This window comes from Mycobacterium botniense, from assembly GCF_010723305.1.
Classification (GTDB): domain Bacteria; phylum Actinomycetota; class Actinomycetes; order Mycobacteriales; family Mycobacteriaceae; genus Mycobacterium; species Mycobacterium botniense.
Window position 1 is genome coordinate 469,761 of the sequence record NZ_BLKW01000002.1, and the last position, 24,238, is coordinate 493,998.

A 24,238-nucleotide genomic window follows, 5' to 3' on the forward strand; every position below is an offset into this window, starting at 1 on the left:
CGGACCTATTCGCCGCGATAGTCGGGTCGTTTCGGCTGGCGAACGATCTGTCCGGGTCTCACGCACGCAACTGAAAGTGCTGAGCCATGATGGGGAGCTCAGGCCAAAGACCACAGTGTCAAGTGGCGGGTGAGATGGGCAGGAAGTAGCCAGCGCAACGTCCAACGATAGCGCAGGACTGCGCGTTCCTCAACTACCGTGCCCCGCGGTCCCGGCGCTGGCTGGCGTATCGACCGTCCGGTGCACCATGCTGCCCAACAGACTGGCCCGTTTGCGCCCGTCCGTCAAGGGGTGACGCGCCGGGTCGCGAACGACATCTGCTCCCCCGGGGCGAATCGACGGCTTCTCAGTAGTCCCCCTGGGCGGGGATCGACGCGGTGGGCGCCTCCTCCTCGCCGCGATGCCGGCCGATGGCGACCTCGTCGGGCAGCTCGTGCGCCACGAACTTGTGCGTGCCCTCCAGGTCGTCGAGAATCGCGGCCTGCGCGTTCTTGGGCAGCGTGTGCAGGATCTCGCGCACACGAGCGCGGCGGCGGGCCACCGCTTTGCGTTCCGGCATCCCCGGTGTGGGGGTGATCTGCGGCGGCACACCCTCGATATCCTCGACCCCGCCGTCGTGATGACCCATTTCCAGGTGCGCCTGCTCCTCGGCCATCGTCGCCTCGTCTTTTTCCTCGGACATGCCGATCGGGCCGATGCGCCGACCGTTGAGGAACTGACGCACAACCGGCTCGTCGCTGGTCAGCAGCACCTCACGGGGGCCGAACATCACCAGCTTGCGGCGGAACAGCATGCCCATGTTGTCCGGCACCGTGCGGGCGATGTTGATGTTGTGCGTCACGATCAAGATCGTGGCGTCGATCTGCGCGTTGATGTCGATGAGCAGCTGGCTCAGGTATGCGGTGCGCACCGGGTCCAGCCCCGAGTCGGGCTCGTCGCACAGGATGATCTGCGGGTCGAGCACCAGCGCCCGGGCCAGGCCCGCGCGTTTGCGCATACCACCGGAGATTTCCCCGGGGAACTTCTTCTCGTCCCCGCCCAAGCCGACCATCTCCAGCTTTTCCATGACGATGTCACGGATTTCGCTTTCCTTTTTCTTGGTGTGCTCGCGCAGCGGGAACGCGGTGTTGTCGTAGAGGTTCATGGACCCGAACAGGGCGCCGTCCTGGAACATCACCCCGAACAGGGTGCGGATCTCGTAGAGTTCCTTGGCCGTGCATTGGGTGATGTCGGTGCCGTCGATGATGACCGAGCCGCGCTCCGGCCGCAGCAGGCCGATCAACGATTTCAGGAACACCGACTTGCCGGTCCCCGAAGGGCCCAGCAGCACGCTGACCTCACCGGCTGGGATATCCATCGTGACGTCTTCCCAGATCCGCTGGGATCCGAAGGACTTGCTCAGCCCCTCAACCTTGATAGCGGTACCCATACGACACCCTTCCTGCGACCCTTCCGGCGGCGCCCCGCACTACCCGCCCCGCTTGTGGCATGAGTCACTGTAGCGCACCCGAAGACCGGCATCACGTCCGTCCGGCAGCCAAAAATTGCTGACGGCGCCAACCCTGTTGGTCCTTGTCACGGCCGGGGTGCGGCCCTCCCCCCGCATCGCGTCATCACCGGCGCGGGCGGCGCGACACCACACATCACCGCCGAGCAGCGGTGCCGGCTCCACCGCGGGGCACGGTGGTCAGCCCGAGGCCGGACCCGCCCGCGTCGGTGGTGGTAGCGCCGCGCAGCTGCGGGTGTTGATCGACGGATCGGTGACGTTTCCCGAATCCCGCGTCCCGGGAGTGTGCCGCGGACCTACTTGACGGTGACGCTGGCGCCGGCGGCCTCCAACTTGTTCTTGGCCTCCTCGGCCGCCTCCTTGCCGACCTTCTCCAGTACCGGCTTGGGCGCGCTGTCGACCAAATCCTTGGCTTCCTTGAGGCCCAGGCCGGAGACGATCTCGCGGACAACTTTGATGACGCCGATTTTCTTGTCGCCGGCCGATTCGAGGATGACGTCGAACTCGGTCTGCTCCTCAGCCTCCTCAGCGGCAGCCGCCGGCCCGGCTCCCGGAGCCGCCGCCACGGCGGCGACCGGGGCGGCCGCGGTGACCTCGAAGGTCTCCTCGAACTTCTTGACGAAGTCGGAGAGCTCCAGCAAGGTCATGTCCTTGAACGCGTCGAGCAGCTCGTCGGTGGTGAGCTTAGCCATGAGCCGGGGTCCTTCCTGTTCGATGCGACGTTATTGGTTGTCCGGTGCGTTGTCTGCGGGGGTTTGCGCGGCCGCGCCGGCGGGAGCCTCGGCGGCCTTCTTGTCCTGGAGGGCAGCCACCAGCCGGGCCACCTGGGACGCCGGCGCGCTGAATAGCCCAGCCGCCTTGGCGAGGTTGCCTTTCATCGCGCCGGCCAGTTTGGCCAGCAGCACCTCACGGGACTCCAAGTCGGCGATGCGCTCGACCTCGGCCACCGTGAGCGGGCGCCCATCCATGTAGCCGCCCTTGATGACCAGCGCCTTGTGCTCCTTGGCGAAGGTTTTGAGGGCCTTGGCGGCGTCCACCGGCTCGCCGGTGACGAACGCGATTGCCGTGGGGCCCACGAACAGCTCATCGAGACCTTCGATGCCGGCCTCGGCCGCGGCCCTTTTGACCAGAGTGTTCTTCGCCACCGCATAGGTGGCTGAGGGGCGCAAAGACCGGCGCAGCTCGGCCAGGTTGGCCACCGTGAGACCGCGATACTCGGTGATCAAAGCGGCAGTCGAGACCTTGAACTGCTCTGCGATGTCTGCGACGGCCGTGGCCTTTTCCGCCCGGACCATCCACAACCTCCTGGGATCTGCTGCGAGTACCGTGCGACCCTGCGGAGCCCGGGAACACCAAACGCCCCGACACAGCAAGTCGGGGCGCTACCCCGTCGGTGCGGCGACGGGAAATGCCTCGTCCTCCTGCGTGGGCCGCCCGGTGTGCCCGGACCTTCGACCGATGACTCGGTGACCGACGGTCTTCGGTGGATCGGCACCCACAATAGCGTGGCCGCCGCGATCAGCCAAAACCCGCGACACCGGGCGCACCGCGCTGCGCGCCCGTGATTGCCTGGGCCGGCACCGCCGGGCCCTGCGCGTCGACTGCGCACCGGACGACTCGCGGCTGCCCGGCGGGCTGACCAGCGGCGAGTCTGGCTGGGCTCAGGTGGTCGACGCGACCAGTGCCGCCGCCCCGATCAACCCGGCATTGCTTCCGAGCTCAGCGGGCGCCACCTGCAGCCCGCGGATGAAATCCAAGCCGGTACGGCACGACAACGCGGCCCGCAGCGGGTCGAATAACACCCGGCCGGATTCGGCGACTCCCCCGCCGATGACCACCCGGTCCAGGTCGCACACCGCCGCCACCGAGACGATCATCGCCGCGAGCGCGGTGGCGCCGCGGTCAAATGCCTGCACGGCCACCGCATCGCCGGTGGAGGCTGCCCGGGCCAGCGCCCGGGCCCCGGTTCCCACCCAGCCGTGGGCCCGCGCCCAGCGCACCATCGACGGCCCGGCGGCGACGGTTTCCACACAGCCGCGGCCACCGCATGCGCACGGCTGGCCGTCGGGATCGACCACCACGTGCCCGACGTGCCCGGCGTTGCCGGTTCGGCCCTGGTAGCCGGCGTCGTCGAGCACCAGGCCCCCGCCCACACCGGTGGACACCACGATGCCCAGCAGAAAACGTGCTCCCCGGCCGGCGCCGCGCCAGTGCTCGCCCAGCGCCATACACACACCGTCGCCGCCCAGCCGAACCGGCACACCGGGCACCGCGGCGCTGACGCGGTCGCGAAGCGGAAAACCGCGCCAGCACCCGATGTTGATCGGATCGACGGTGCCGCTGTGCCGGTCGATCGGGCCCGCCGCGGCGATGCCCACCGCACCCACCGCACCCGCTGCAACGGCCCGCTCCGCGGCGACCATATCCGCGACCACAGCCCAAACTTCTTCAGCACCAGCATTATTCGGTGTTGGACGACGGGCGCAATGGATCAATTCGCCGTCGGGATCGACCAACCCGGCGGCGATCTTGGTGCCGCCTATGTCCAGGCAGAGCGTCAGCATCGGTCAGTGGCGGTGGGTGTTATCGGGCTGACGCGGATCGCCGGGGTGTTCGTAGCCGGGGGCCAGCCGCACCAGCGCGGCCCGGCGCGCATCCAGCCACACCCGGAAGGCGCGGCGCCGCGCGGCGGCGCGCAGGTGGTCGGTGATCGCCGGCCGCACCAGATGCAGCGGCGGCGCGCTGACGCGGGCCCGCCAGCCCGGGTGACGGGCGGCCGGTGCGGCGAACCGCAGCGGGTTGCGGGCATGGTAGTCAGCCACCTCATCGGCGCTGACGTCGACCGTCTCGGTGACCCGGGCGAACAACGCCCGCGCCAGCGGGTCGGCGAGCGCGGCCGCGGCGATACTGCCGAGCTCCAGCCGCGCTGTGGCATCAGGTAACAGCTCGTGCTCGGTGGGCGCGGCTTCAGCGGTCAGGCCGCGGGCGCTGGCCTCGGCCGCGATCACCCGTTCGGTCACGATCAGCTGAGTCAGCCAGCGGCGCAGTTGCCGGCCCTCGCTGGTGCCCGCCGCGGGCAGCGCGGCCGCCAGTGCCCCCTGGCGCAACCGCAGCTCGCGCTGGTTGAGCTCGTCGAGCGTTACCGCGGTGCTGCCCACCGTGGCGATATTCATCGGACCATTCATCGGACCATTCATCGGACCATTCATCGGACCGTCACCTTCGCCGCGGGTGAGTACAGCAGCCGGCCCGCGCAGCCCGCCCGCACCAGGGCCCACCAGGTTCCGGGTTCCAGGTCGGCCGGCGGGGTCAGCTCGAAGCTGAGCTCGGCGGTGCCGCGGGCGGGCAGCACCGCTCCGAGCGCGGCCGGCGTCATCCATTCCCAGGTTCCCCACGGGCTGATCAGGTGCGCTTCCAGCGCCAGGGCAGCGCACGCGTGGGTGCCGACAGTGACGGTCAGGCGAGCCGAGGCGCCGGCATCCAGTTCGACATCGGCCGGCCCGCCGACCAGGTACACCACCCGGTCGTCCGCGGCCGGGCCGACCGACACCAGGCACACATCCTCGACCACCTGGTGCCAGGCGCGCGGGATCTCGTCCCCCAGCACACTCAGCTGTGCCCGCACCGGATAGAGCCCCGGCGGGGCGCCGGCCGGCACCGTCACCGCCAGCACGGCTTCGCGGTATTCGCCGGGCCGCAGGCGAACCGGCAGCTCCGCCGGGCTGGCGGGCCAACCCGTTGGGCACACGATTCTGACCGTCCCGCGCAGCGTCCGATCGGTGCAGTCGCTGGCCGCGGTGAGCCGCAGCGCCAGGTTGCTGCCCGGTTGGGCGGCCAGCCGCTGCGGATGCAGGTGGGCCACCGCCGGCAAACCACCGAGCGGGGCGGGGCCGCGGTTGTGCTGCCAGTAGCGGGCGTAGAGCGGTTGCGCCGCCTCCGCCTCGGGCGCCAGGGTGATGGCGGCGCCATGGTGCACCGCGGGCACATCCAGGCGTGCCAGTACGGTGGCGATCTGGTAGCCGTGCAGTGTGGCCGACCATACCGGCCGGTGTGGCTGTTCCAGCAGGCTGGCGCTGCGCAGGTCGCGCACCGCGCCGACTGGCGAGCTCACGGCGACCCGCGTGTCGGTGCCGGTGGTCTGCACCAACCGCATCGCCACCGTGCCCGGATCGACCGGCTGGGCGCTGCCGCGCGCCAACGGGTTGCCGGCGGGCTTGAGGGCGCCCAACTGTACCGTGCCGGCGGGTTCGACGTGCAGCAGCGACCCGCTCGGCGGCAGCCGGCCGGTGCGCGGTCGCGCCGGCACGGCCAGCAGCGGATGGGAGAACTCCGCGCTGCGCGCCGGGATTTCGGCCTGGCGCCAGTCCCCTGCGCCGGCGACCAGCGCGTAATCGAACCCATGGGTCCAGTGCTGCAGCTGGAACCCCGAGCCGTCGGGCGTGCTCCGGCGCGGTTGATCGGTCCACACCCCGGATGGCCAGCCGGTGCAGGAGCGCATCAGCGCGGTATGCAGGGTCCCGTCGGCTTCGACGGCGAAGCTCGGCACCCCGCGGTTGAGCAGGGCCACGGTGCGCGACTCGAACGGCTCCAATCCGGACGGGACATGCTGGGTGACGACGATCTCGGCGTCGGCCAGGTCGTCGGCCACCGCCGCGATGGCCGCCCCCAGATCGTCGTCGTCACTGCTGGCGATCACCAGCACCGGCAGGGCCCGCGGGTGGCGCACGTCGGCGCCGGGCACCCACACCGCCGTCAGCGGCGCCGCCGGCGGCACCCACACCCTGGCTCGGCCGGTCTCGCCCAGCTGGCGGTCAAGCTCGACGGTGTAGAGCAGGTCGGCTTGGGCCAGCACGGTTTTGGTGAACGTATTCTGACCCGGCCCGCCCAGCGCGATCCGGGTGTCGGGCAAGTTGGAGTCCACGTCCAGATGGCCGTAGCGCGGCTTGTCAGCGCCGCTGCAGGTGGCGGTGACCCCCGCGCGCACCAGCGCGACCATCAGCTGCCGCGCCAGCGGGTGCGACATCGTCTCGGTGGGTGACACCACCTCGGCCACCGAGACCGCCCGCACGTCGGCACCGACGCGCACCCGCGCCGCGGAGGACAGCCCGAACCACCCGTAGGCGGGGTTGTCCAGCGTCCACGGGTAGTCGGCGGTGTCCACCGACTGGCTGGTCGCACGGTGGTGCAGCAGCGCAAACCCACGCCCGATCACCGCGTCACCCACCTCGCTGACGGGCATCGCGCCCGGCACCGGACACGGCCAGCGCAGCCGCAGCAACTGGTCGGCTCCGGTGAACCCGTCCACGGTGGTCCGGCAATCCAGCCGCGCCAGTGAGCGCCACAGCGTCAGTGTCTGGGTATAGCGCAGTAGCCCGCCGATCCGGCCGCGGACCACCAGCCGCTGCCCGAGCGGGCCCTGGTAGGCATGCACCTGCGCGGGCGCTTCCGATGAGCAAATCACCGGCCCGCGGGGCAGCAGGTGCCACGGCCCTTCACCTGAGCTCGGGTGTGCCGCATATTCCTCGTACAGCGCCAGCTCGTTGCCGAGCCGGCCCGCGGCGATCAGCTGGCGGCCCTCGTGCAGCAGCGAGCACACCCCGCCGCCGCGGGCCGGGTCCACCGAAAGCCGGTAATGCTCGTTGGCGATCTCGGCTCCGGGCAGCGGGTGCCATGCTGCGGCGCCGTCGGCGGCGACCAGCCGGTAGGCGCGCCACCCCAGCGACGGGACGTCGCGCGCCAGCCAGCTCACCGATCGGCCGGCGGGCTCGACATGCACGGGTACCTCGACCCCCTCGGAGTCGACGACCCGCACCGCACGCTCATCGGGAAGCCGCGCTGTCACCACGTCAGTGCGCTTGTGCGCTAAGGGATTCCACACCACAACGTGTTCGGAGTCGCCGCTGATCGCGCTGGACAGCAGCGCCAGTGCGTTGTCCCGGGCGCTGCGGCCGAGCTCCCAGGCGTCACGCCAGCCGGTGAGCAGGTCGAGGTAGACCTGGTCGGATTCCGAGCCGGTGATGGCGTCGTGGTGCGCACCGTAGAGCAGCTGCGTCCACGCCTTGGCCAACGCCGCCTGCGGATACTCGACCCCGGTCATGCCCGCGGCGAACACCGCGAAACGCTCCGCGTCCAGCACGGCGTTCTCGGCGGCCCGGTTGGCCTGTTTGGTGTCGATGAACGACACGTCCTTGCCGGTGTAGACCGGGTTCATATCGCGGGTTTGCGGCGACGGCCACCGGCCCTGTGTCTGCAGTTCGTCCCGCACCGCGGCGAAGAATTCGCGCGGCAGCGCGCACACGAACTTCGGCCACGTGTAGCGCGCGTTCCAGTCCCGGTGGATTTCGGTGACCCACTTGTTCGGCGGGGTGTAGTCGGTTCCTACCGGCAGCAGCACGTTTCGGGTCAGCGCGACCTTCTTGAGGTCGTGGTAGAGCCGGTAGGTGGCCTGTTCGGCGTCGGCCAGCGAGGTCGACGAGTCCATCCACCAGCCGGCCGAGTAGTGCGCCGGCATGTAATGGGTGAGCAGACCGCGCCCCGAGGGGGCGACCCATTCGAACTCGCTGCAGAACTGCATGCGCGCGACGTCGCCGCCCCCCAGCATCGGACCCCACTGATGGTGCGGCCCGCGCGCCCACGAACTCGACGTCAGCCCCGCGTCGGCGGCCATGCCGGGAAACTGCGGGTCGTGGCCGAACACGTCGAGCTGCCAGGCGGTCGCCGGGTCGGCTCCCAGCACGTCACGCTGAAACGCGGTGCCGTGAACCAAGTTTCGAATTGTGGTCTCCGGGCTGGTCAGGTTGGTGTTGGGTTCGTTGTAGGTGCCGCCCATCACCTCGACGCGACCCTGCGCGATGAACCGGCGCAGGTCGGCTCGATCCTCGGGATGCGTATCCCAGTACGGCTTGAGGTAATCCACCTCGGCCAGCACGAATTTGTACTCGGGTTCGCGGCGGGCCATCTCCAGATGGGCGCGCACCAGGTCGAGGCCGTTGGCCTGACGGGCTTGCCCCGGCGGGTCTTCGCACCCGCCGCTGGTGTAGGGGCCCTGGGTGTTCCACCACACCGGGTCGTAGTGGAAATGGCTGACCATGAACACCGTCCAGCCCGGTTCGGCCACGGTGAAGCTGAAGTGCGTCGTGCTGCCGCAGGCGTGGACCCGTGCCGCACGGCGCTGACCGACCACCGGGTCGTCGACCACCACCGGAATCTCCAGTGCGCCGTCACCGGTGCCCGTCACCGCCTCGCCGGTCAGGCCCTGCCCGTCAACGCGCACCGGCACCGGCTGCGCGCACCCGCTGTAGGTGATCCGCGCCAGCTGCAGCGGCGCATCGGGCGGACCGGTGAAAAGCTCGGTCGACTCCGCGGAAATCACCCGCATGCCCGCACTGTACGGCGGTCCGGCCCGCCGCGGCCGAACAAAGTCCTTATCGGTCCGCCGCAGTGGACACCCGCACCCGGCATTCGCCGACCACCATGCCGATCAGCGCCGATCACAGCGATATCTTTCAGCTGGCCGCCGTGACCGGGCTCACGTTAATTGGGAGTCGGCAGCAACCATTTGGCACACTGCTGAGATGAGTTCCACCAAACACCGCGAGGTAGCCAAGCTGGATCGGGTGCCCCTGCCGATCGAGGCGGCGCGGATCGCGGCGACGGGTTGGCAGGCCACCCGCACCGCGGCCCGCGTCCTCACCAAACTGCCCAGCCGCGGCCCCTGGCAGCACAAGGTGATCAAGGAGCTCCCGCACGCCTTCGCCGACCTGGGGCCCACCTATGTCAAGTTCGGGCAGATCATCGCCTCCAGTCCCGGCGCGTTCGGGGAACCGCTGTCCCGGGAGTTCCGCAGTTTGCTGGACGCGGTGCCGCCCGCCAAACCCGCCGAGGTGCACAAACTCTTCGTCGAGGAACTCGGCGCCGAGCCGTCGGAGCTGTTCGCCGCCTTCGAGGAGAAGCCGTTCGCGTCGGCGTCGATCGCGCAGGTGCACTACGCGACGCTGCACAGCGGCGAGCAGGTGGTCGTCAAAATCCAACGGCCGGGCATCCGGCGCCGGGTGGCCGCCGACTTGCAGATCCTGAAACGATTCGCCCAGCTGGTCGAGCTGGCCAAACTGGGTCGGCGGCTGTCGGCCCAAGACATCGTCGCCGACTTCGCCGACAACCTGGCCGAGGAGCTGGACTTCCGCCTCGAGGGCCAGTCGATGGAAACGTGGGTGGCGCACATGAACGCCTCCCCGCTGGGCCGCAACATCCGGGTGCCCCAGGTCTACTGGGACTACACCACCGGGCGGGTGTTGACCATGGAACGGATCCACGGTATCCGCATCGATAACGCCGCCGAGATCCGCAAAGCCGGCTTCGACGGCACCGAGCTGGTCAAGGCGCTGCTGTTCAGTGTCTTCGAAGGCGGTCTGCGGCACGGCCTGTTCCACGGCGACCTGCACGCCGGCAATATCTACGTCGACGCCGACGGCAAGATCGTGTTCTTCGACTTCGGCATTATGGGCCGCATCGACCCCCGCACCCGCTGGCTGCTGCGCGAGCTGGTGTATGCGCTGCTGGTGAAAAAGGACCACGCAGCCGCCGGCAAGATCGTGGTGCTGATGGGCGCGGTGGGCACCAGGCGGCCCGAGGCGCAGGCCGCCAAGGATCTGGAGGCGTTCGCCACCCCGCTGACCATGAAAACCCTCGGCGACATGTCGTATGTGGAGATCGGCCGGCAGCTTTCGGCGCTGGCGGACGCCTACGACGTCAAGCTGCCCCGCGAGCTGGTGCTCATCGGCAAACAGTTCCTCTATGTCGAGCGGTACATGAAACTGCTGGCACCGACGTGGCAGATGATGTCTGACCCGCAGCTCACCGGCTACTTCGCCAACTTCATGGTCGAGGTCAGCCGCGAGTACGATCCCGACGCCAGCGGTGTGGCCCATGGCCGGTGAGCCCGGCGCGGACCCGCCCCCCGGTCCGGTGCGATCCGGTATCGCGCGCAACGGGGCGGTTCAGCTCTACTACGAGGACATGGGTGAGCCCGACCGCTCGGCGGTGCTGCTGATCATGGGGCTGGGCGCCCAGCTGCTGCTCTGGCCCACCGGTTTCTGCGAGAAGCTGATCGGGCAGGGGCTTCGGGTCATCCGCTACGACAACCGCGACGTCGGCCTGTCCAGCAAGACCGAATATCGGGGCCGGATCGGGCCGCTGGTCCCGCGGCTGATCCGCTCCTGGCTCGGGCTGCCCAGCCCGGCGATCTACAGCCTGGAGGACATGGCGCAGGACGCGGCCGCCGTGCTTGATCATCTCGGCATCGGCGCCGCCCATATCGTCGGCGCGTCCATGGGCGGCATGATCGCCCAGATCTTCGCGGCCCGCTTCCCCCAGCGCACCAGATCGTTGGCGGTGATCTTTTCCAGCAATAATCGGCCATTGCTGCCACCGCCGCATCCGCGTGCGCTGGCGGCGATCATCACGGGCCCGCCCCCGGGTTCGCCGCGAGAGGTGATCGTCGACAACGCGGTGCGCGTCAGCAAGATCATCGGTGGGCCACGGTATCCCAAGCCCGAGGCGCAGGTGCGCCGGGAGGCGGCCCAGAGCTACGACCGCAGCTATCACCCGTGGGGTATCACCCGGCATTTCGACGCCGTCCTGGGCAGCGGCAGCCTGGCCCGCTACGACCGGCAGATCACCGCGCCGACGGTGGTGATCCATGGCCGCGCCGACAAGCTGATGCGCCCCTCCGGCGGGCGGGCGATCGCCCGCGCCATCCGCGGCGCCCGGCTGGTTCTGGTCGACGGTATGGGCCACGAGCTGCCCGAACAGCTGTGGGATCTGGTCGTCGGTGAGCTGAAAAGGAATTTCGCCGAGGCCAGCTGATCGGATACCATGCCTCGGATATCCACCAGTTGGTTTCGGGGAGCCTGGCGAACCCGCTGAATACCTCGGGAGTTCGGAAGGGCGCGCAGATGGCTAAGAAGCTGACCCCCCACTTCGAGGACGTGCAGGCGCACTATGACCTGTCCGACGAGTTCTTCCGGCTGTTTTTAGACCCCACCATGACCTACAGCTGTGCCTATTTCGAGCGTGAGGACATGACGCTGGAGCAAGCGCAGATCGCCAAGATCGATCTGGCGCTGGGCAAATTGGGCCTGAAACCGGGGATGACGCTGCTGGATGTGGGCTGCGGCTGGGGGTCCACCATGCGCCGGGCGGTCGAAAAGTACGACGTCAACGTCATCGGCCTGACCTTGTCCAAGAACCAGGCCGCGCACGTGCAGAAGCTCTTCGACCGAATGGACAGCCCGCGTAGCCGGCGGGTACTGCTACAAGGCTGGGAGCAGTTCCGCGAACCCGTCGACCGCATCGTGTCGATCGGCGCGTTCGAACATTTCGGCCACGACCGCTACGACGACTTTTTCACGATGGCCTACGACATCCTGCCCGGCGACGGGGTGATGCTGCTGCACACCATCACCGGCCTGACCGGTAAGCAGATCGTCGAACGCGGTTTGCCGGTGTCGTTTGAGATGGCCCGCTTCATCAAGTTCATCGTGACCGAGATCTTCCCGGGCGGCCGGTTGCCGTCAATCGAGAAAGTCCAGGAGCACTCGGGCAAGGCCGGGTTCACGCTGTCGCGCATCCAGTCGCTGCAACCGCACTACGTGCGCACCCTGGAGCACTGGGCGGCGGCCCTGGAGTCGCATCGCAGTGAGGCCATCGCGATCCAGTCCGAAGAGGTCTACCAGCGGTATATGAGGTACCTGACCGGTTGCGCTCGGGGTTTCCGGATCGGCTACATCGACGTCAACCAATTCACACTCGAGAAGTAGATTTCGGCGCTGCGGCAGATGTGGATGTTTCCGATGAGGCGCCGACCGGGCGACTGCCGTTGGGTAAGGTTGCACGTCAATAGACCGATAACTCGTGGTGCGTAACCACCGAGGATCCCCAGGAGAATGACGACCACAATGTCTGACACACCCCGCGGCACCACGCAGATTCGGACACGATCCGAAGACATCGAGGCCCACTACGACTTATCCGACGACTTCTTCGGGCTGTTCCAGGATCCCAGCCGCACCTACAGCTGCGCCTACTTCGAACACGACGATATGACCCTCGAAGAGGCCCAAATCGCCAAGATCGACCTGAATCTGGACAAACTGGACCTGCGGCCTGGAATGACGCTGCTGGACATCGGCTGCGGCTGGGGCTCCACGATGAAACGTGCCATCGAAAAATATGACGTGAACGTCGTCGGGCTGACCCTGTCAAAAAACCAGTTGGCCCGCTCCCAGCAAGTCTTGGACGCCGTCGACACCAACCGGTCTCATCGGGTGCTGCTGTGCGGATGGGACCAGTTCACCGAGCCTGTCGACCGGATCGTGTCGATCGAGGCCTTCGAGCATTTCGGGTTTGAGAATTACGACGACTTCTTCAAGAACTGTTTCAACATCTTGCCCGACGATGGACGGATGACGGTGCAAAGCAGCGTCAGCTATCACCCGCACGACCCCAGGATGCGGGGCAAGAGGGTCAACTTCCAAACGGCGCGGTTCATCAAGTTCATCATCACCGAGATATTCCCCGGCGGCCGCTTGCCCACCACCGAGAAGATGGTGCACCACGGCGAAAAAGCGGGTTTTATTGTGCCCGAGCCGCTTTCGCTGCGACCCCACTACGTCAAAACCCTCACGATCTGGGGTGATTCGCTGGAAGCCAACAAGGACAAAGCCATTGAGGTCACCTCCGAAGAGGTCTACAACCGCTATATGAAATACCTGCGTGGCTGCCGCGACTACTTCGCCGACGAAATGCTCGACTGCAGCCTGGTCACCTACCTCAAGCCGGGAGCGGTGGCCTAACACCCGACCCGGCCCGGACATCAGCGCGGATGGTGGTGAGGGTGTGGGTGCGGTGCCGCTCAGGGGTCGCGCGGGAGTCAACCTCGCCGGCTGGTGCTGGCGGCCGTGGACCCACGGGGCGACGCGGACAGACAACGGGTCGGGGCGCCGCCTCCAACACCGTTCCCCCAGGGCGCGCCGGCGCGGGCCCTACACCTCCGCGAAGTTGCGGGTGATCGAGGGATCTACCGGAATGCCCGGGCCGGTGCTCGTCGAAAAAGTGACCTTCTTCAGGTAGCGGCCCTTCGAGGTTGACGGCTTGAGCCGCAAGATCTCATCGAGAGCAGCGCCGTAGTTCTCCGCCAACCGCTTTTCGTCAAACGACGCCTTGCCGATGACGAAGTGCAGGTTGGCCTGTTTGTCGACCCGGAAATTGATTTTGCCGCCCTTGATGTCGGCCACCGCTTTGGCGACGTCGTTGGTGACGGTGCCGGTCTTGGGGTTGGGCATGAGGCCACGCGGACCGAGCACCCGCGCAATCCGGCCCACCTTGGCCATCTGGTCGGGCGTGGCGATCGCGGCGTCGAATTCCAGCCACCCGCCTTGAATCTTTTCGATCAGGTCGTCGCTGCCGACCACATCCGCGCCGGCGGCCTGCGCCTCTTCGGCCTTTTCTCCGACGGCGAACACCGCGACCCGGGCTGTCTTACCCGTCCCGTGCGGCAGGTTCACCGTGCCGCGGACCATCTGATCGGCCTTGCGCGGATCGACGCCGAGCCGGATGGCCACCTCGACTGTCGCGTCATAGTTGGCCGACGACGTTTCTTTGGCCAACTTGGCCGCTTGCAGCGGCGTGTAGAGGTTGCTGCGGTCCACCTTCGCGGCCGCGGCACGATATGCCTTGCTGGTCTTGCTCATTCGATACCCACTCTCTGGTTGTGGTGATCCAGCGGGCCGAAGCTGGCCCTCCCACTGGCCGAGAACTACTCGACGGTTATTCGACGGTTATTCGACGGTAATGCCCATCGACCGGGCAGTGCCGGCGATGATCTTGGCGGCCGCGTCGATGTCGTTGGCGTTGAGATCAGCCTTTTTGGTCTCGGCGATCTCGCGAACCTGATCCCAGCTGACCTTGGCGACCTTGTTCCGGTGCGGCTCGGCCGACCCCTTGGCCACTCCCGCGGCCTTGAGCAGCAACTTGGCCGCGGGCGGCGTCTTGAGCGTGAAGGTGAAGCTGCGGTCGTCGTAGACCGTGATCTCCACCGGGATGACATTGCCGCGCTGATTTTCTGTCGCAGCGTTGTACGCCTTGCAAAACTCCATGATATTGACGCCATGCTGACCGAGCGCAGGGCCCACCGGCGGCGCCGGATTCGCCTGTCCCGCTTCGATTTGCAGCTTGATCAGCCCGGCAACTTTTTTCTTCGGGGCCATCTGGTCTGGGTATTCCTTTCTGGGTCAGGTGGCCCGCCCGGCGGCGGGCCGCACGCGCGCGTGCCGGACTAGATCTTGGAGACCTGGTTGAAGGTCAATTCCACAGGTGTTTCGCGGCCGAAGATGGACACCAGCACCTTGAGTTTCTGTTGTTCGGCGTTGACTTCGCTGATCGTCGCCGGCAGCGTGGCGAACGGTCCGTCCATGACCGTCACCGATTCGCCCACCTCGTAGTCGACCTCGACGACCGGGCGTTCCAGCCCGCCCTCGGCGGCGGCTGCGGCGGCGGCGGCGCCCTTGGCGGCCTTCTTCGCCTGCCCCTGCGGCAACAAGAACTTCACCACCTCGTCAAGTGACAGCGGGGACGGCCGCGAGGTCGCGCCGACGAACCCGGTGACACCCGGGGTGTTGCGCACCGCGGCCCACGAATCGTCGGTGAGCTCCATGCGCACCAGGATGTAACCCGGCAGCACCTTGCGGTTGACCAGTTTGCGTTGGCCGTTTTTGATCTCGGTGACCTCCTCGGTGGGCACCTCGACCTGGAAGATGTAGTCACCGACGTCGAGATTTTGCACCCGCGTCTCGAGGTTGGCCTTCACCTTGTTCTCGTAACCGGCATAGGAGTGGATGACGTACCATTTGCCCGGCTTGCCGGCCAGTTCCTTCTTGAGCGCGGCCGCCGGGTCGACCTCATCGGCCGGCTCCGCGCCGGCCTCGGCCGGCTCCGTGCCCGGTCGGATCGTGTCCTCGGCTCGCGGCTCGGTGTCGTCAACATCTACCGCCTGACTTGCGGACGTCTCACCGTCGAAGCTAGTCACGGTTTCTCAGCCCTCTCTCTACGCTCTGCGAGCCTCAGCCGAACACCAGCATCACCAGCTTGGCCAATCCGAAGTCGGCCACGCCGATCAACGCCACCATGAACGCGAGAAATGCCAGCACCACTGAGGTGTAGGTCATCATCTGTTTGCGGTTGGGCCAGATCACCTTACGCATCTCGGCGACGACCTGGCTCAGGTAGCGGTAGACAACGGCGATCGGGTTGACCACGGGGCGCGCCGCTTTCTTGGCCGTCTTGACCGCCGCACCGCCACCGTTTTTGGCGACTTCGAGGCTCGCACCGTCGGCGACAGCCGTGGCACGCTGCCGGGACCGCTTGCCGGTGGGTCGGCGCGGCCGGGTCACGACGGCCGTCTGACCACCACTGTGCCCGCTGGTGCCCCCGATGGTGCCGCCGCGGGCGGCGTCGGCACCGTCGCGCTCGTCGCTCACCGCATGCTCCTTTGTTCGCTTCGCCTAGCGGCCACCTTCCAGTGTCCACCATTGCACATGTCACCGTAAGCAGGGGCGACAGGACTTGAACCTGCAACCTGCGGTTTTGGAGACCGCTGCTCTGCCAGTTGAGCTACGCCCCTTCATGGTGGCAGGCCAACCTGCACATGGCGGGGCTTACGTCGACACGTGCGTCCACCCGGTCGACCGGTGCTACACGTCTCCGGCAATCGCCGACCGCGCGCAAAACACGCTGGTAATGGGCAAACCCCGAAGCCCGAGTGTACATCGGAGCAGGTGCTGGGTACTAATCACGCGATCCGGATGACCTGCCCGGACTCTCTGTCCCACTTGATCATGGTGGAGCCGGCACCCTGCTGGCCCATCAGCGTGGTGTAGGCCTCCAGCACCAGCTCACCCGCGTCGTTGGTGCACAGGTTCCGGGTGACGACGATGTCGGCGCCGAAACGCTCGTCCACCGAGTGGATGTCCATGCGGGCCCAGAGTTTGTCGCCGGCGCATATCGGCTTGTGGTAGATGAACTTCTGGTCCACCTGCACTATCTGCATGGTCTCGTAGCCGGTGTCGACATGCTTGAAGAAGTCCTGCTGGACCAGACGCGCGAAAATCGTGGTGAAAGTCAGCGGCGCCACGATGTTGTCGTAGCCCAGTTCGGCGGCGGCATCCTCCTCGTAGCTGGCCGGATCCTCACATTTGATCGCCTTGGCGAAATCCCGGATCTGCTCGCGGCCCACGACGAAGTAGTCCGGATAGCGCCAGATCATCCCGCGAACATCGGTTTTGATCGCGCCCATGACTACGCCAGCCTCGCCGAGGCGATGGCCCGGCCGAAGATCTTCTTGCCGCCGGCCGTGGCGGTGAGCGCGATCGTCACCGACTTGGATTCCGGATCGACCGACTTCACCCGGCCATTGAACACGATCTCGGCGCCCTTGCCGTCGTTGGGCACCGGCACCACCGAGGTGAAACGGACGTTGTACTCGGTCACCGCGCCCGGGTCACCGACCCACGAGGTGACATAGCCGCCGCCCAGCCCCATGGTCAGCATGCCGTGCGCGATCGCGGTGTCCAGCCCCACATGCTTGGCGATCTCGTCATCCCAGTGGATCGGGTTCAGGTCACCGGAAACCCCCGCGTAGTTCACCAGATCCTGGCGGGTCAGCGGATAGACCTTTTCCGGAAGCTGGTCACCCACCTTCACCGAACTGAACTCACGCAGCGCCATTTGAAAATCCCTCTTCTCCATCTTCACCGGCACGACCCGCCAGGGTCGTGTAGGTCTCCATCACCAGCTCTCCCGCGTCATTGGTGCAGACGTTCTTGGTGACGATGATGTCGGTCCCGTGGGCCTGACGCACCGAGTCGACATAGATGTCGCAATAGAGCTTGTCACCCGCCTTGATCGGCTTCAGGTATTTGAGCACCTGATCGACCTGCACGATCTGAGCCTCGCGGATCGCGATGTTAGCGCTCTCGAAAAACGATGACTGGGCTTGGTAGCCGAATACCGAGATGAAGGTCAGCGGCGCCGGCAGCACCTCGTAACCAAGCTCCGCGGCGGCCTTCTCGTCGAAGAAAATCGGGTCATCGTTCTTCACGGCCGCTGCGTATTCGCGGATCTTTTCCCGCTCGACTTCGTAGTGGTCGGGGTAGCGATAATGCATCCCGACGATGTCTGCGCTCAACGACACGGCTCTAAAACCTACCTGGCCAGCCCCGAGCAACCGCTGAAGGGGCGGTGCTACCGCGTTTCGCGGTGCGGCTGATGCTTACCGCAGTTCGGGCAGAACTTCTTCAGCTCAAGCCGATCCGGGTCGTTGCGGCGATTCTTTTTCGTGATGTAGTTGCGATGCTTGCACACGTCGCAGGCCAACGTGATCTTCGGACGTATATCGGTACTGGAGGCCACAGCGGTTCCCTCTTCACGGTGTTGTTGGTGTCTGGTAGCGATGGCCGGACTCGAACCGGCGACCTAACGATTATGAGTCGTTCGCTCTAACCGACTGAGCTACATCGCCCCGGATACGCGCCGCCAGCCTGCCCGGCGTCCGCCGAGCCCCCTAACGGAATCGAACCGTTGACCTTTTCCTTACCATGGAAACGCTCTGCCGACTGAGCTAAGGGGGCGTCACCCGTAGCGACCAGCCGGGTCGCGCCGCGGGCCTAACTGAGGGTACAGGCTGGTGCCGAACGTCACCAAACCCCCGCGTGCAGTGCCGCGATGTCCCGGTGCGCGGCTCAAGTGGCCTCGCTTGACCGCTTGGGACGCAAGGCGTCGAGGTTGCTGAATTCGTCAACCTCCTCATCCAGCGAAGGATCTGGGGTCTCTGAGTCGCGGACGAGGGTCCGCAGGGCGAGATGGATCGCTTCCCGCGCGCCGTGGACGTGGTATCGGCGGATCACCTCGTTGACGAGGTCTTCATCGATCTCGATCTCTACCTTCCTACGCACCATGCGATAACGATACCCACTGACCGCGACGGTCAACCAGGCAAACCCGGTACTGTGGCAAACACCAACCCCGTTGGACGCCAGCGTTATGCGCCGCCGCAGCGAGTCCTACTCTGGTGGTGTGGCTGATTCTGACCGGCTGTATTTTCGCCAGTTGCTCTCCGGTCGCGATTTCGCGGCAGGCGACATGTTCGCCACCCAGATGCGCAACTTCGCCTATCTGATCGGGGACCGCGCAACCGGTGACGCCGTCGTGGTCGACCCGGCCTACGCCGCCGGGGATCTGGCCGACACGCTGGAGGCCGACGGGATGCGCCTGTCGGGGGTGCTGGTCACCCATCACCATCCCGATCACGTCGGGGGCTCGATGATGGGATTCCAGCTCAAAGGACTGGCCGAGCTGCTGGAGCGCGCGCAGGTGCCGGTACATGTGAATACGCATGAGGCGCTGTGGGTTTCCCGGGTCACCGGCATCAGCCTGGCTGACTTGACACCCCATGAGCATCGCGACAAGGTCACTGTCGGCGCTATTGAGATCGAGTTGCTGCATACCCCGGGCCACACACCGGGCAGCCAGTGTTTTCTGCTCGACGGTCGGCTGGTTGCCGGTGACACCTTGTTCCTGGAGGGCTGCGGCCGCACCGACTTCCCCGGCGGTGACTCCGAGGCGATGTACCGCAGTCTGCGCGAACTTGCCCAACTCCCCGGTGACCCGGTGGTGTTCCCCGGACACTGGTACTCAGCTGAGCCGAGCGCTCCGCTGTCGGAGGTCAAACGTTCGAACTATGTGTACCGCGCTGCCAACCTCGACCAGTGGCGAATGCTGATGGGCAGCTGAAGCGACCAACTCCGCAGCTAGCAAACCGCCGGAACTGACTTTACGATCACGTCAGCGAATTTTTGCGGGCGGTGTGATATAAGCGGAAGGTGGAGTCGATGGGGTGGATCCAAGACCGCTGGCGGGAGGTGGCCGGCGCCGGGTCCGGCACCTGGCTGGCGTGGGCGGCGTGGGCGGCGTTAGGGCTGGGCGTGATCGCGCTCCTCTACACCCACCGGCAGATTCAGCGCGGCCGCCAGCTGACCGCCGAGCAGACCCGACCCTACGTGAGCATGTTTATGGAGCCGCATGCGGCGGACTGGCACGTGATCGAACTCGTCGTCCGCAATTTCGGTAAAACCGCGGCGTACGACATTGCTTTCGCCTTCGCTAACCCGCCGACCGTCGCCGCATATGAGCATGCCTCCGACGGCTACGCCGAAGTCGTCGAACTGCAACTACCCAGTGGGTTGCCGACGCTGGCACCCGGCCAGGAATGGCGCATGGTGTGGGATTCGGCGCTGGACCGTGCTGAACTCGGCGAAGGCATCGACTCGCGGTTCACCGGCACGCTGACCTACTACGACCGGCCGGATCAGCCCCGGGGTTGGCGGTTGTGGCGGCGTGCGCGCCGGCCGCTGCAGACCACAGTGGTGCTGGACTGGACTGCGCTGCCGCCGGTCCAGCGGGTCGAGTTGATGACGAACCACGACCTGGCCAAACGGGAAAAACAGAAACTGGAATTGCTGCGCGGTCTGCTGACCTACTTTCACTATGCGAGCAAGGAAACCCGCCCCGAGGTATTCCGCAGCGAGATCGAACGGATCAACAACGCGGTGCGTGAAACCCAGGACAGGTGGCGCACCCGGCAACTCGACGAGCCCACCGACGTCAGTGTGCGCTGGGGTGAGGCCGAAGGCGAACTCGGCAAGCATCACACCGAAGCGGTATGACGCCCGGCGTGTGCTGACCGCCATTTGATTCAATCAACGGGCTGTCGGAGATCGAAGGAGTCTTCCATGAACGGCCCGGTCACCTACCGCTACGAGGAGCCCATCGCGGTCATCACGATGGATGACGGCAAGGTCAATGTCCTGGGGCCGGGCATGCAGCGCGCCCTGAACGACGCGCTCGACAACGCCGACCGCGACGATGCCGGCGCGATCGTGATCACCGGCAACGACCGGGTGTTCAGCGCCGGGTTCGACCTGAAGATACTCACCTCAGGGCAGGTGCAGCCCGCGGTCGACATGCTCAAAGGCGGATTCGAGCTGGCTCATCGGCTGTTGTCCTACCCCAAGCCGGTGGTGATGGCCTGCACCGGTCACGCCATCGCGATGGGGGCGTTTTTGTTGGCCAGCGGCGACCACCGGATAGCCGCCCCCGCCTGCACTATCCAGGCCAACGAGGTCGCGATCGGTATGACAATCCCCTACGCGGCCCTGGAGATCCTCAAACTGCGTCTGACACCGTCGGCCTACCAGCAGGCCACCGGGCTGGCCAAGACTTTTTTCGGTGAAACCGCGATCGCTGCGGGCTTGCTCGACGAGATCGTGCTGCCCGAGATGGTGCACAGCCGCGCTGAAGAGGCGGCCCGCGAGTTCGCCACGCTCAACCGGCAGGCGCATGCCGCCACCAAACTGCGCGTCCGCGCCGATGCGCTGGCCGGCATCCGTGCGGGGATCGACGGGATATTCGCGGAATTCGGGCTGGACGAACCACCGGGCGCCGGGCCGGCCTCCCCGCGAGCGTGACGCTGCGGCCGGTGTCCCGGGATTGGGCCGTGGCGGTGTGCCCGCCACCGAGCAGGGCGGTGCGACACCGTCACACCGGGTGGCCGCCGGAGGTGGCGGCACGTCGGCGCACCCCGACCGGGCCCGGTCCGGGCGTTATCACCGGCGATACCGCTGCAGGTACTCCGCCCAGTCCCAGGTCAGCAGGAACGCCTGGGCGGCCGCATATCCCCGGTCGAAGAGCTCCTCGAGCCGCTTTCGGGAGACGCTGAAGTCGAGCACACCGACCGGGGTGGATTCCACCAGGATTGCCCGGGACCTGACCCACGGCAGGTTCAGATGTGTCTGGTCGTGACCCACCAACATGGTGGTGAGCAGGCTTTCCAGCAAAGACGTCTGGTCGAAAAGCCGCAACGGCCGCAGCGCGGGCATCACTTCGCTCACACCCTCGGCGAGCCTGGGCACCACGGTGATCCCGAATGTCGGCCAGCGCGGCAGCTTGCCATCGGGCCGGTCGAACGTGTCAACCGGAAAATTCGACAGCACTCCCCCGTCGACCAGGGTCGACGTCAGACCGGTAGCGCTGGTCAGGGTGACCGGCTTGTAGAAGAACGGGATCGCCATCGACGCGCGCACCGCGTCGGCGACGAGTTGCTCGTCGGGGTCTAACCCGTAGACCCGCCGATAGTCCCAGGGCAACCGGACCAGCTGCGCCGTCGTCACGTCGGCCACGGTCACAACGGCCCGGTAGCGGCGCTCCTTGAGCAGATAGTCCTCGTCGAGCATCAGATCACCGAAGGTGGTGACACCCAGGTTCTTCAGCTCGCTGCGGATCCACTCGTAGGCGAAGTCGCCGCGGTACATGCTGGAGTCGCGCAGCAGGCCCCACACCGGACCGAGAAAGGGCACCGGCGCCGCGTCACGCCATTTGCGCAGCGGCACCGACAGCGCCAGCTCCTTGACCTCCGCGCTCGTCACCCGGTCACTTGTGGACATCGCCGCCAAAATCGCCGCGACCACCGAGCCGGCGGAAACACCTGACACCCGTGGGAACGAATATCCGGCGTCCATCAGCGCGACGACGGCACCGACCAGCCCGATGAACTTCGTCCCGCCGCCGGACAGCACCAGGTCGGCGACCTTCGGTGGCGGCGTAGTCGAGTGCTCCTCTGTCATGGACGCCCTTCCTGTTCGCAGCAGCTGAGAAAGCCGCGGCCGCACCGCCGAGCGCCGGGGTTGCCGAGCATATTCGGCCATCCCGACCTGCCCGGCTCAGCTGTCAGCGGAAACCCATTCGTAGGGGAGGAATTTACCGTCGAACGTCACCACCACCCGGTCACCGGAGGGGTGTGGTTTCTTGTGCAGCTCCACGCTCATGTTGATCGCGCTCATAATCCCGTCGCCGAACTGCTCATGGATGAGCTCCTTGATCGCCGGGCCGTAGACCTGGATCGCTTCGTAGAAGCGGTAGATGGTCGGGTCGGTGGGCACCGCGGTCGGCAGCCCGCCGCGCATCGGGGTGGCGGCCAATACCGGTATCGCCGATTCGTCCAGACCCAGCATCTCGACGAGGACCTTGGCCAGCTCCACGGGAATCGGGTGCTGGCCGAGCAACGCCGCCGTGGTCCACACCACGGGCTTGCCGATGGCGTCGGCCAGCTCCTGCCAGCTCAAACCCTTCTGCAGACGGGCCACGACAATCTGCTCGGTGATCTCGTTTCGGGTCATGCCCCCCAGCATGCACCCCGAGCGCGGGTGCGCGCGGCGGCCCCCGCTTACCCGCTCCGGTGTCCCAGCGGTTTGGTGGCCACCACCAGTCGGGTGGGGACCCAGGGACCCCCGTACCACATCCGCCAGCCCAGGTTGCGGTGGCGCACCTCGCACCAGCCAAGTTCCCGCACATGCTCGGCATGCGCGCGCGTACCCCACAAATCCGCGACGGCCAGCCGGCCACCCGGACGCAGCACCCGAACCGCCTCGCTGAGCGCCTGCCGCCGGCCGGCGGGGGTCGGAATGTTATGGATTGCCAGGCTGCTGACCACGACGTCGACGCTCTGGTCGGCGAACGGCAGGGCGGTGATGTCGGCGGTGTGCACCTCGACCCGATCGGCCACCCCCTCCAGCTCCGCATTGGCCAGCGTGGCCTGCGGGGAGTTGCCGGTTTGATCAGCGCGCCACAGGTCGACGCCGATGGCACGCCCGCGCGGCAGCCGCTTGGCCGCGGCCAGCAGCACCGCGCCGCGTCCACACCCGAGATCGACCAGTGTCTCATCGCCGCGCAACCGCAGATCGTCGAGGATGCGCTCCCACACCACGAACTTGCCGACCCGGGTGGCGTAGCCGTACGAGGCGGCGCTGGCGGCGATCCCGGCGGCGGACAAGCCCGTCAGCGCGGCAACGGCCCGCCTGCCGCGGGCCAGGCTGATGATGCTGCATGCCGCCAATGCGGCGCAGTCGACGACGATCATCGCGGCCTGCACCCGCGCGGGCACGGTATGGAAAGACCCGTCGATGCCGTAGTCGCCCTTGCGGTCACGCCCCACCGCTACCCCCCGATCACCAGTGCCCGCGGTGGACGACTTCGGCAAACGGTCGCCGGTTGGGTGTGCGGATCGGGGCCAGCGGACGGTCGGCCGGGTAGCCCAGGCCGAGCAGGTAAGCGACCAGACGGTCCGCGGGCACCCCCAGGATGGCGCGGGCCTTGTCCTGATCGCCCACCGAGGAATGGCCGGTGCCGATCCCCATGTCAGTGGCCGCGATCATCATCGCCATCGTCGCCTGCCCGATGTCGTACTGGTCGGTGAGCTTGCGGCGTTCATTCGGCGGGACCGGGACGACCAGGGCGATCGCGGCCGCCGCCGAGGCGATATGCCCGGCGCCTTGCCACACCGTCGACAGTTCTTGCAGCTGCGCCCGATCGGTGACGATGACGAAGTCCCGCGGCTGACGGTTTTTCGCTGACGGGGCCCGCCAGCCGGCCTCAACGATCCGGTTCAGGTCGGGCTCGGGGAGCGGCTCAGGCCGGTAATGCCGGACATTGCGGCGCGCGCGGAGTGCATCCCAGGCTTCCATCTGGTCCCTTTCTCGTCACCAGCTGTCCCGTAGAGCCGGCTGTCTTCCCGACGGCCACGTCTCACGATCGCACACCGCGGCGACACGGGCTGAAACCGGCGCG

Annotated in this window: 26 protein-coding genes and 3 tRNA genes; 7 read left to right on the top strand and 22 right to left on the bottom strand. The window is 66.9% G+C overall.

The genetic code is table 11. The features are described from left to right. Positions 1-346 precede the first annotated feature (346 nt). The 6 genes from G6N08_RS02470 to G6N08_RS02495 all read right to left on the bottom strand — a co-directional run bounded on the left by G6N08_RS02470 (position 347) and on the right by G6N08_RS02495 (position 8,885). Positions 347-1,429 carry an ABC transporter ATP-binding protein gene (locus G6N08_RS02470; protein WP_163753900.1) on the bottom strand — a complete coding sequence of 361 codons (1,083 nt, stop codon included), beginning with the start codon at positions 1,427-1,429 and terminating at the stop codon, positions 347-349. 374 nt (positions 1,430-1,803) lie between these two features. Then, positions 1,804-2,199, bottom strand: coding sequence for a 50S ribosomal protein L7/L12 (gene rplL / locus G6N08_RS02475; protein WP_163753902.1), 396 nt, complete (start codon positions 2,197-2,199; stop codon positions 1,804-1,806). Between the two features lie 30 nt (positions 2,200-2,229). Then, positions 2,230-2,802, bottom strand: coding sequence for a 50S ribosomal protein L10 (gene rplJ / locus G6N08_RS02480; protein ID WP_163753904.1), 573 nt, complete (start codon positions 2,800-2,802; stop codon positions 2,230-2,232). Between the two features lie 366 nt (positions 2,803-3,168). Then, positions 3,169-4,071: an ROK family protein gene (locus tag G6N08_RS02485; RefSeq protein ID WP_163753906.1), complete on the bottom strand. Its 903-nt coding sequence runs from the start codon at positions 4,069-4,071 to the stop codon at positions 3,169-3,171. A 3-nt stretch (positions 4,072-4,074) separates the two neighbouring features. Further along, positions 4,075-4,716 carry a DUF7158 domain-containing protein gene (locus G6N08_RS02490; RefSeq protein WP_246216577.1) on the bottom strand — a complete coding sequence of 214 codons (642 nt, stop codon included), beginning with the start codon at positions 4,714-4,716 and terminating at the stop codon, positions 4,075-4,077. Further along, a complete protein-coding gene (locus tag G6N08_RS02495) occupies positions 4,713-8,885 on the bottom strand; it encodes a glycoside hydrolase family 38 N-terminal domain-containing protein (protein ID WP_163753907.1) in 4,173 nt (1,390 codons plus the stop codon). Before G6N08_RS02495 ends, G6N08_RS02490 begins: the two co-directional genes overlap by 4 nt. Before the next feature lie 196 nt (positions 8,886-9,081). Between G6N08_RS02495 and G6N08_RS02500 the strand changes: the two genes are divergently transcribed. The 4 genes from G6N08_RS02500 (at position 9,082) to G6N08_RS02515 (ending at position 13,359) form a co-directional block, all read left to right on the top strand. Then, positions 9,082-10,443, top strand: coding sequence for an ABC1 kinase family protein (locus G6N08_RS02500; protein ID WP_163753909.1), 1,362 nt, complete (start codon positions 9,082-9,084; stop codon positions 10,441-10,443). Then, positions 10,433-11,371: an alpha/beta fold hydrolase gene (locus G6N08_RS02505; RefSeq protein WP_163753911.1), complete on the top strand. Its 939-nt coding sequence runs from the start codon at positions 10,433-10,435 to the stop codon at positions 11,369-11,371. Before G6N08_RS02500 ends, G6N08_RS02505 begins: the two co-directional genes overlap by 11 nt. An 89-nt stretch (positions 11,372-11,460) precedes the next feature. Then, positions 11,461-12,324 carry a cyclopropane mycolic acid synthase family methyltransferase gene (locus G6N08_RS02510; RefSeq protein ID WP_163753913.1) on the top strand — a complete coding sequence of 288 codons (864 nt, stop codon included), beginning with the start codon at positions 11,461-11,463 and terminating at the stop codon, positions 12,322-12,324. A 138-nt stretch (positions 12,325-12,462) separates the two neighbouring features. Then, positions 12,463-13,359: a cyclopropane mycolic acid synthase family methyltransferase gene (locus tag G6N08_RS02515; RefSeq protein WP_163753915.1), complete on the top strand. Its 897-nt coding sequence runs from the start codon at positions 12,463-12,465 to the stop codon at positions 13,357-13,359. A 189-nt stretch (positions 13,360-13,548) separates the two neighbouring features. Here the strand turns inward: G6N08_RS02515 and rplA are convergent, their stop codons facing one another. The 12 genes from rplA to G6N08_RS02575 form a co-directional block, all read right to left on the bottom strand. Beyond that, on the bottom strand, positions 13,549-14,256 hold the full coding sequence (gene rplA, locus G6N08_RS02520) for a 50S ribosomal protein L1 (protein WP_163753917.1): 708 nt from the start codon (positions 14,254-14,256) through the stop codon (positions 13,549-13,551). 87 nt (positions 14,257-14,343) lie between these two features. Further along, positions 14,344-14,772, bottom strand: coding sequence for a 50S ribosomal protein L11 (gene rplK, locus G6N08_RS02525; RefSeq protein WP_163753919.1), 429 nt, complete (start codon positions 14,770-14,772; stop codon positions 14,344-14,346). Between the two features lie 68 nt (positions 14,773-14,840). Next, positions 14,841-15,590: a transcription termination/antitermination protein NusG gene (nusG, locus tag G6N08_RS02530; protein ID WP_163753921.1), complete on the bottom strand. Its 750-nt coding sequence runs from the start codon at positions 15,588-15,590 to the stop codon at positions 14,841-14,843. 34 nt (positions 15,591-15,624) lie between these two features. Further along, positions 15,625-16,041, bottom strand: coding sequence for a preprotein translocase subunit SecE (secE, locus tag G6N08_RS02535; protein ID WP_163753923.1), 417 nt, complete (start codon positions 16,039-16,041; stop codon positions 15,625-15,627). Between the two features lie 70 nt (positions 16,042-16,111). After that, positions 16,112-16,184 (bottom strand) — tRNA-Trp (locus G6N08_RS02540). Between the two features lie 168 nt (positions 16,185-16,352). Then, positions 16,353-16,856: a (3R)-hydroxyacyl-ACP dehydratase subunit HadC gene (hadC, locus tag G6N08_RS02545; protein WP_163753925.1), complete on the bottom strand. Its 504-nt coding sequence runs from the start codon at positions 16,854-16,856 to the stop codon at positions 16,353-16,355. A 2-nt stretch (positions 16,857-16,858) separates the two neighbouring features. Further along, positions 16,859-17,287 (bottom strand): (3R)-hydroxyacyl-ACP dehydratase subunit HadB, encoded by a 429-nt coding sequence (hadB, locus tag G6N08_RS02550; protein WP_163753927.1) that lies wholly within the window; start codon positions 17,285-17,287, stop codon positions 16,859-16,861. Further along, complete coding sequence (gene hadA, locus G6N08_RS02555; RefSeq protein ID WP_163753929.1) at positions 17,274-17,753, bottom strand: (3R)-hydroxyacyl-ACP dehydratase subunit HadA; 480 nt, start codon at positions 17,751-17,753, stop codon at positions 17,274-17,276. The genes hadB and hadA overlap by 14 nt, the downstream gene beginning before the upstream one ends. A gap of 50 nt (positions 17,754-17,803) precedes the next feature. Then, positions 17,804-17,971 carry a 50S ribosomal protein L33 gene (gene rpmG, locus G6N08_RS02560; RefSeq protein ID WP_163753931.1) on the bottom strand — a complete coding sequence of 56 codons (168 nt, stop codon included), beginning with the start codon at positions 17,969-17,971 and terminating at the stop codon, positions 17,804-17,806. Between the two features lie 32 nt (positions 17,972-18,003). Further along, positions 18,004-18,080 (bottom strand) — tRNA-Met (locus tag G6N08_RS02565). Between the two features lie 36 nt (positions 18,081-18,116). Then, positions 18,117-18,189, bottom strand: a tRNA-Thr gene (locus G6N08_RS02570). A 111-nt stretch (positions 18,190-18,300) separates the two neighbouring features. Next, the gene (locus tag G6N08_RS02575; RefSeq protein ID WP_163756569.1) at positions 18,301-18,513 is read right to left on the bottom strand and encodes a type II toxin-antitoxin system VapB family antitoxin; all 213 of its coding nucleotides are present in this window, start codon (positions 18,511-18,513) and stop codon (positions 18,301-18,303) included. Between the two features lie 88 nt (positions 18,514-18,601). On the opposite strand from G6N08_RS02575, the gene G6N08_RS02580 reads away from it, so the two are divergent. From G6N08_RS02580 to G6N08_RS02590, 3 genes are all read left to right on the top strand, one after another. Continuing rightward, a complete protein-coding gene (locus G6N08_RS02580; RefSeq protein ID WP_163756571.1) occupies positions 18,602-19,351 on the top strand; it encodes an MBL fold metallo-hydrolase in 750 nt (249 codons plus the stop codon). Positions 19,352-19,449: 98 nt separating this feature from the next. Continuing rightward, positions 19,450-20,283 (top strand): DUF8453 domain-containing protein, encoded by an 834-nt coding sequence (locus G6N08_RS02585; RefSeq protein ID WP_163753933.1) that lies wholly within the window; start codon positions 19,450-19,452, stop codon positions 20,281-20,283. 66 nt (positions 20,284-20,349) lie between these two features. After that, positions 20,350-21,084 carry a crotonase/enoyl-CoA hydratase family protein gene (locus G6N08_RS02590; RefSeq protein WP_163753936.1) on the top strand — a complete coding sequence of 245 codons (735 nt, stop codon included), beginning with the start codon at positions 20,350-20,352 and terminating at the stop codon, positions 21,082-21,084. A gap of 138 nt (positions 21,085-21,222) precedes the next feature. Here G6N08_RS02590 and G6N08_RS02595 read toward each other — a convergent pair whose 3' ends face one another. The 4 genes from G6N08_RS02595 to G6N08_RS02610 all read right to left on the bottom strand — a co-directional run bounded on the left by G6N08_RS02595 (position 21,223) and on the right by G6N08_RS02610 (position 24,135). Beyond that, entirely contained in the window at positions 21,223-22,239 is a 1,017-nt protein-coding gene (locus G6N08_RS02595; RefSeq protein WP_163753938.1) for a patatin-like phospholipase family protein, read from the bottom strand. Positions 22,240-22,335: 96 nt separating this feature from the next. Next, positions 22,336-22,791: a cyanase gene (gene cynS / locus G6N08_RS02600; protein WP_443093831.1), complete on the bottom strand. Its 456-nt coding sequence runs from the start codon at positions 22,789-22,791 to the stop codon at positions 22,336-22,338. A 47-nt stretch (positions 22,792-22,838) separates the two neighbouring features. Next, positions 22,839-23,606 (bottom strand): class I SAM-dependent methyltransferase, encoded by a 768-nt coding sequence (locus G6N08_RS02605; protein ID WP_246216578.1) that lies wholly within the window; start codon positions 23,604-23,606, stop codon positions 22,839-22,841. 13 nt (positions 23,607-23,619) lie between these two features. Further along, positions 23,620-24,135: a nitroreductase family protein gene (locus G6N08_RS02610; protein ID WP_163753942.1), complete on the bottom strand. Its 516-nt coding sequence runs from the start codon at positions 24,133-24,135 to the stop codon at positions 23,620-23,622. Between the last annotated feature and the right edge of the window lie 103 nt (positions 24,136-24,238).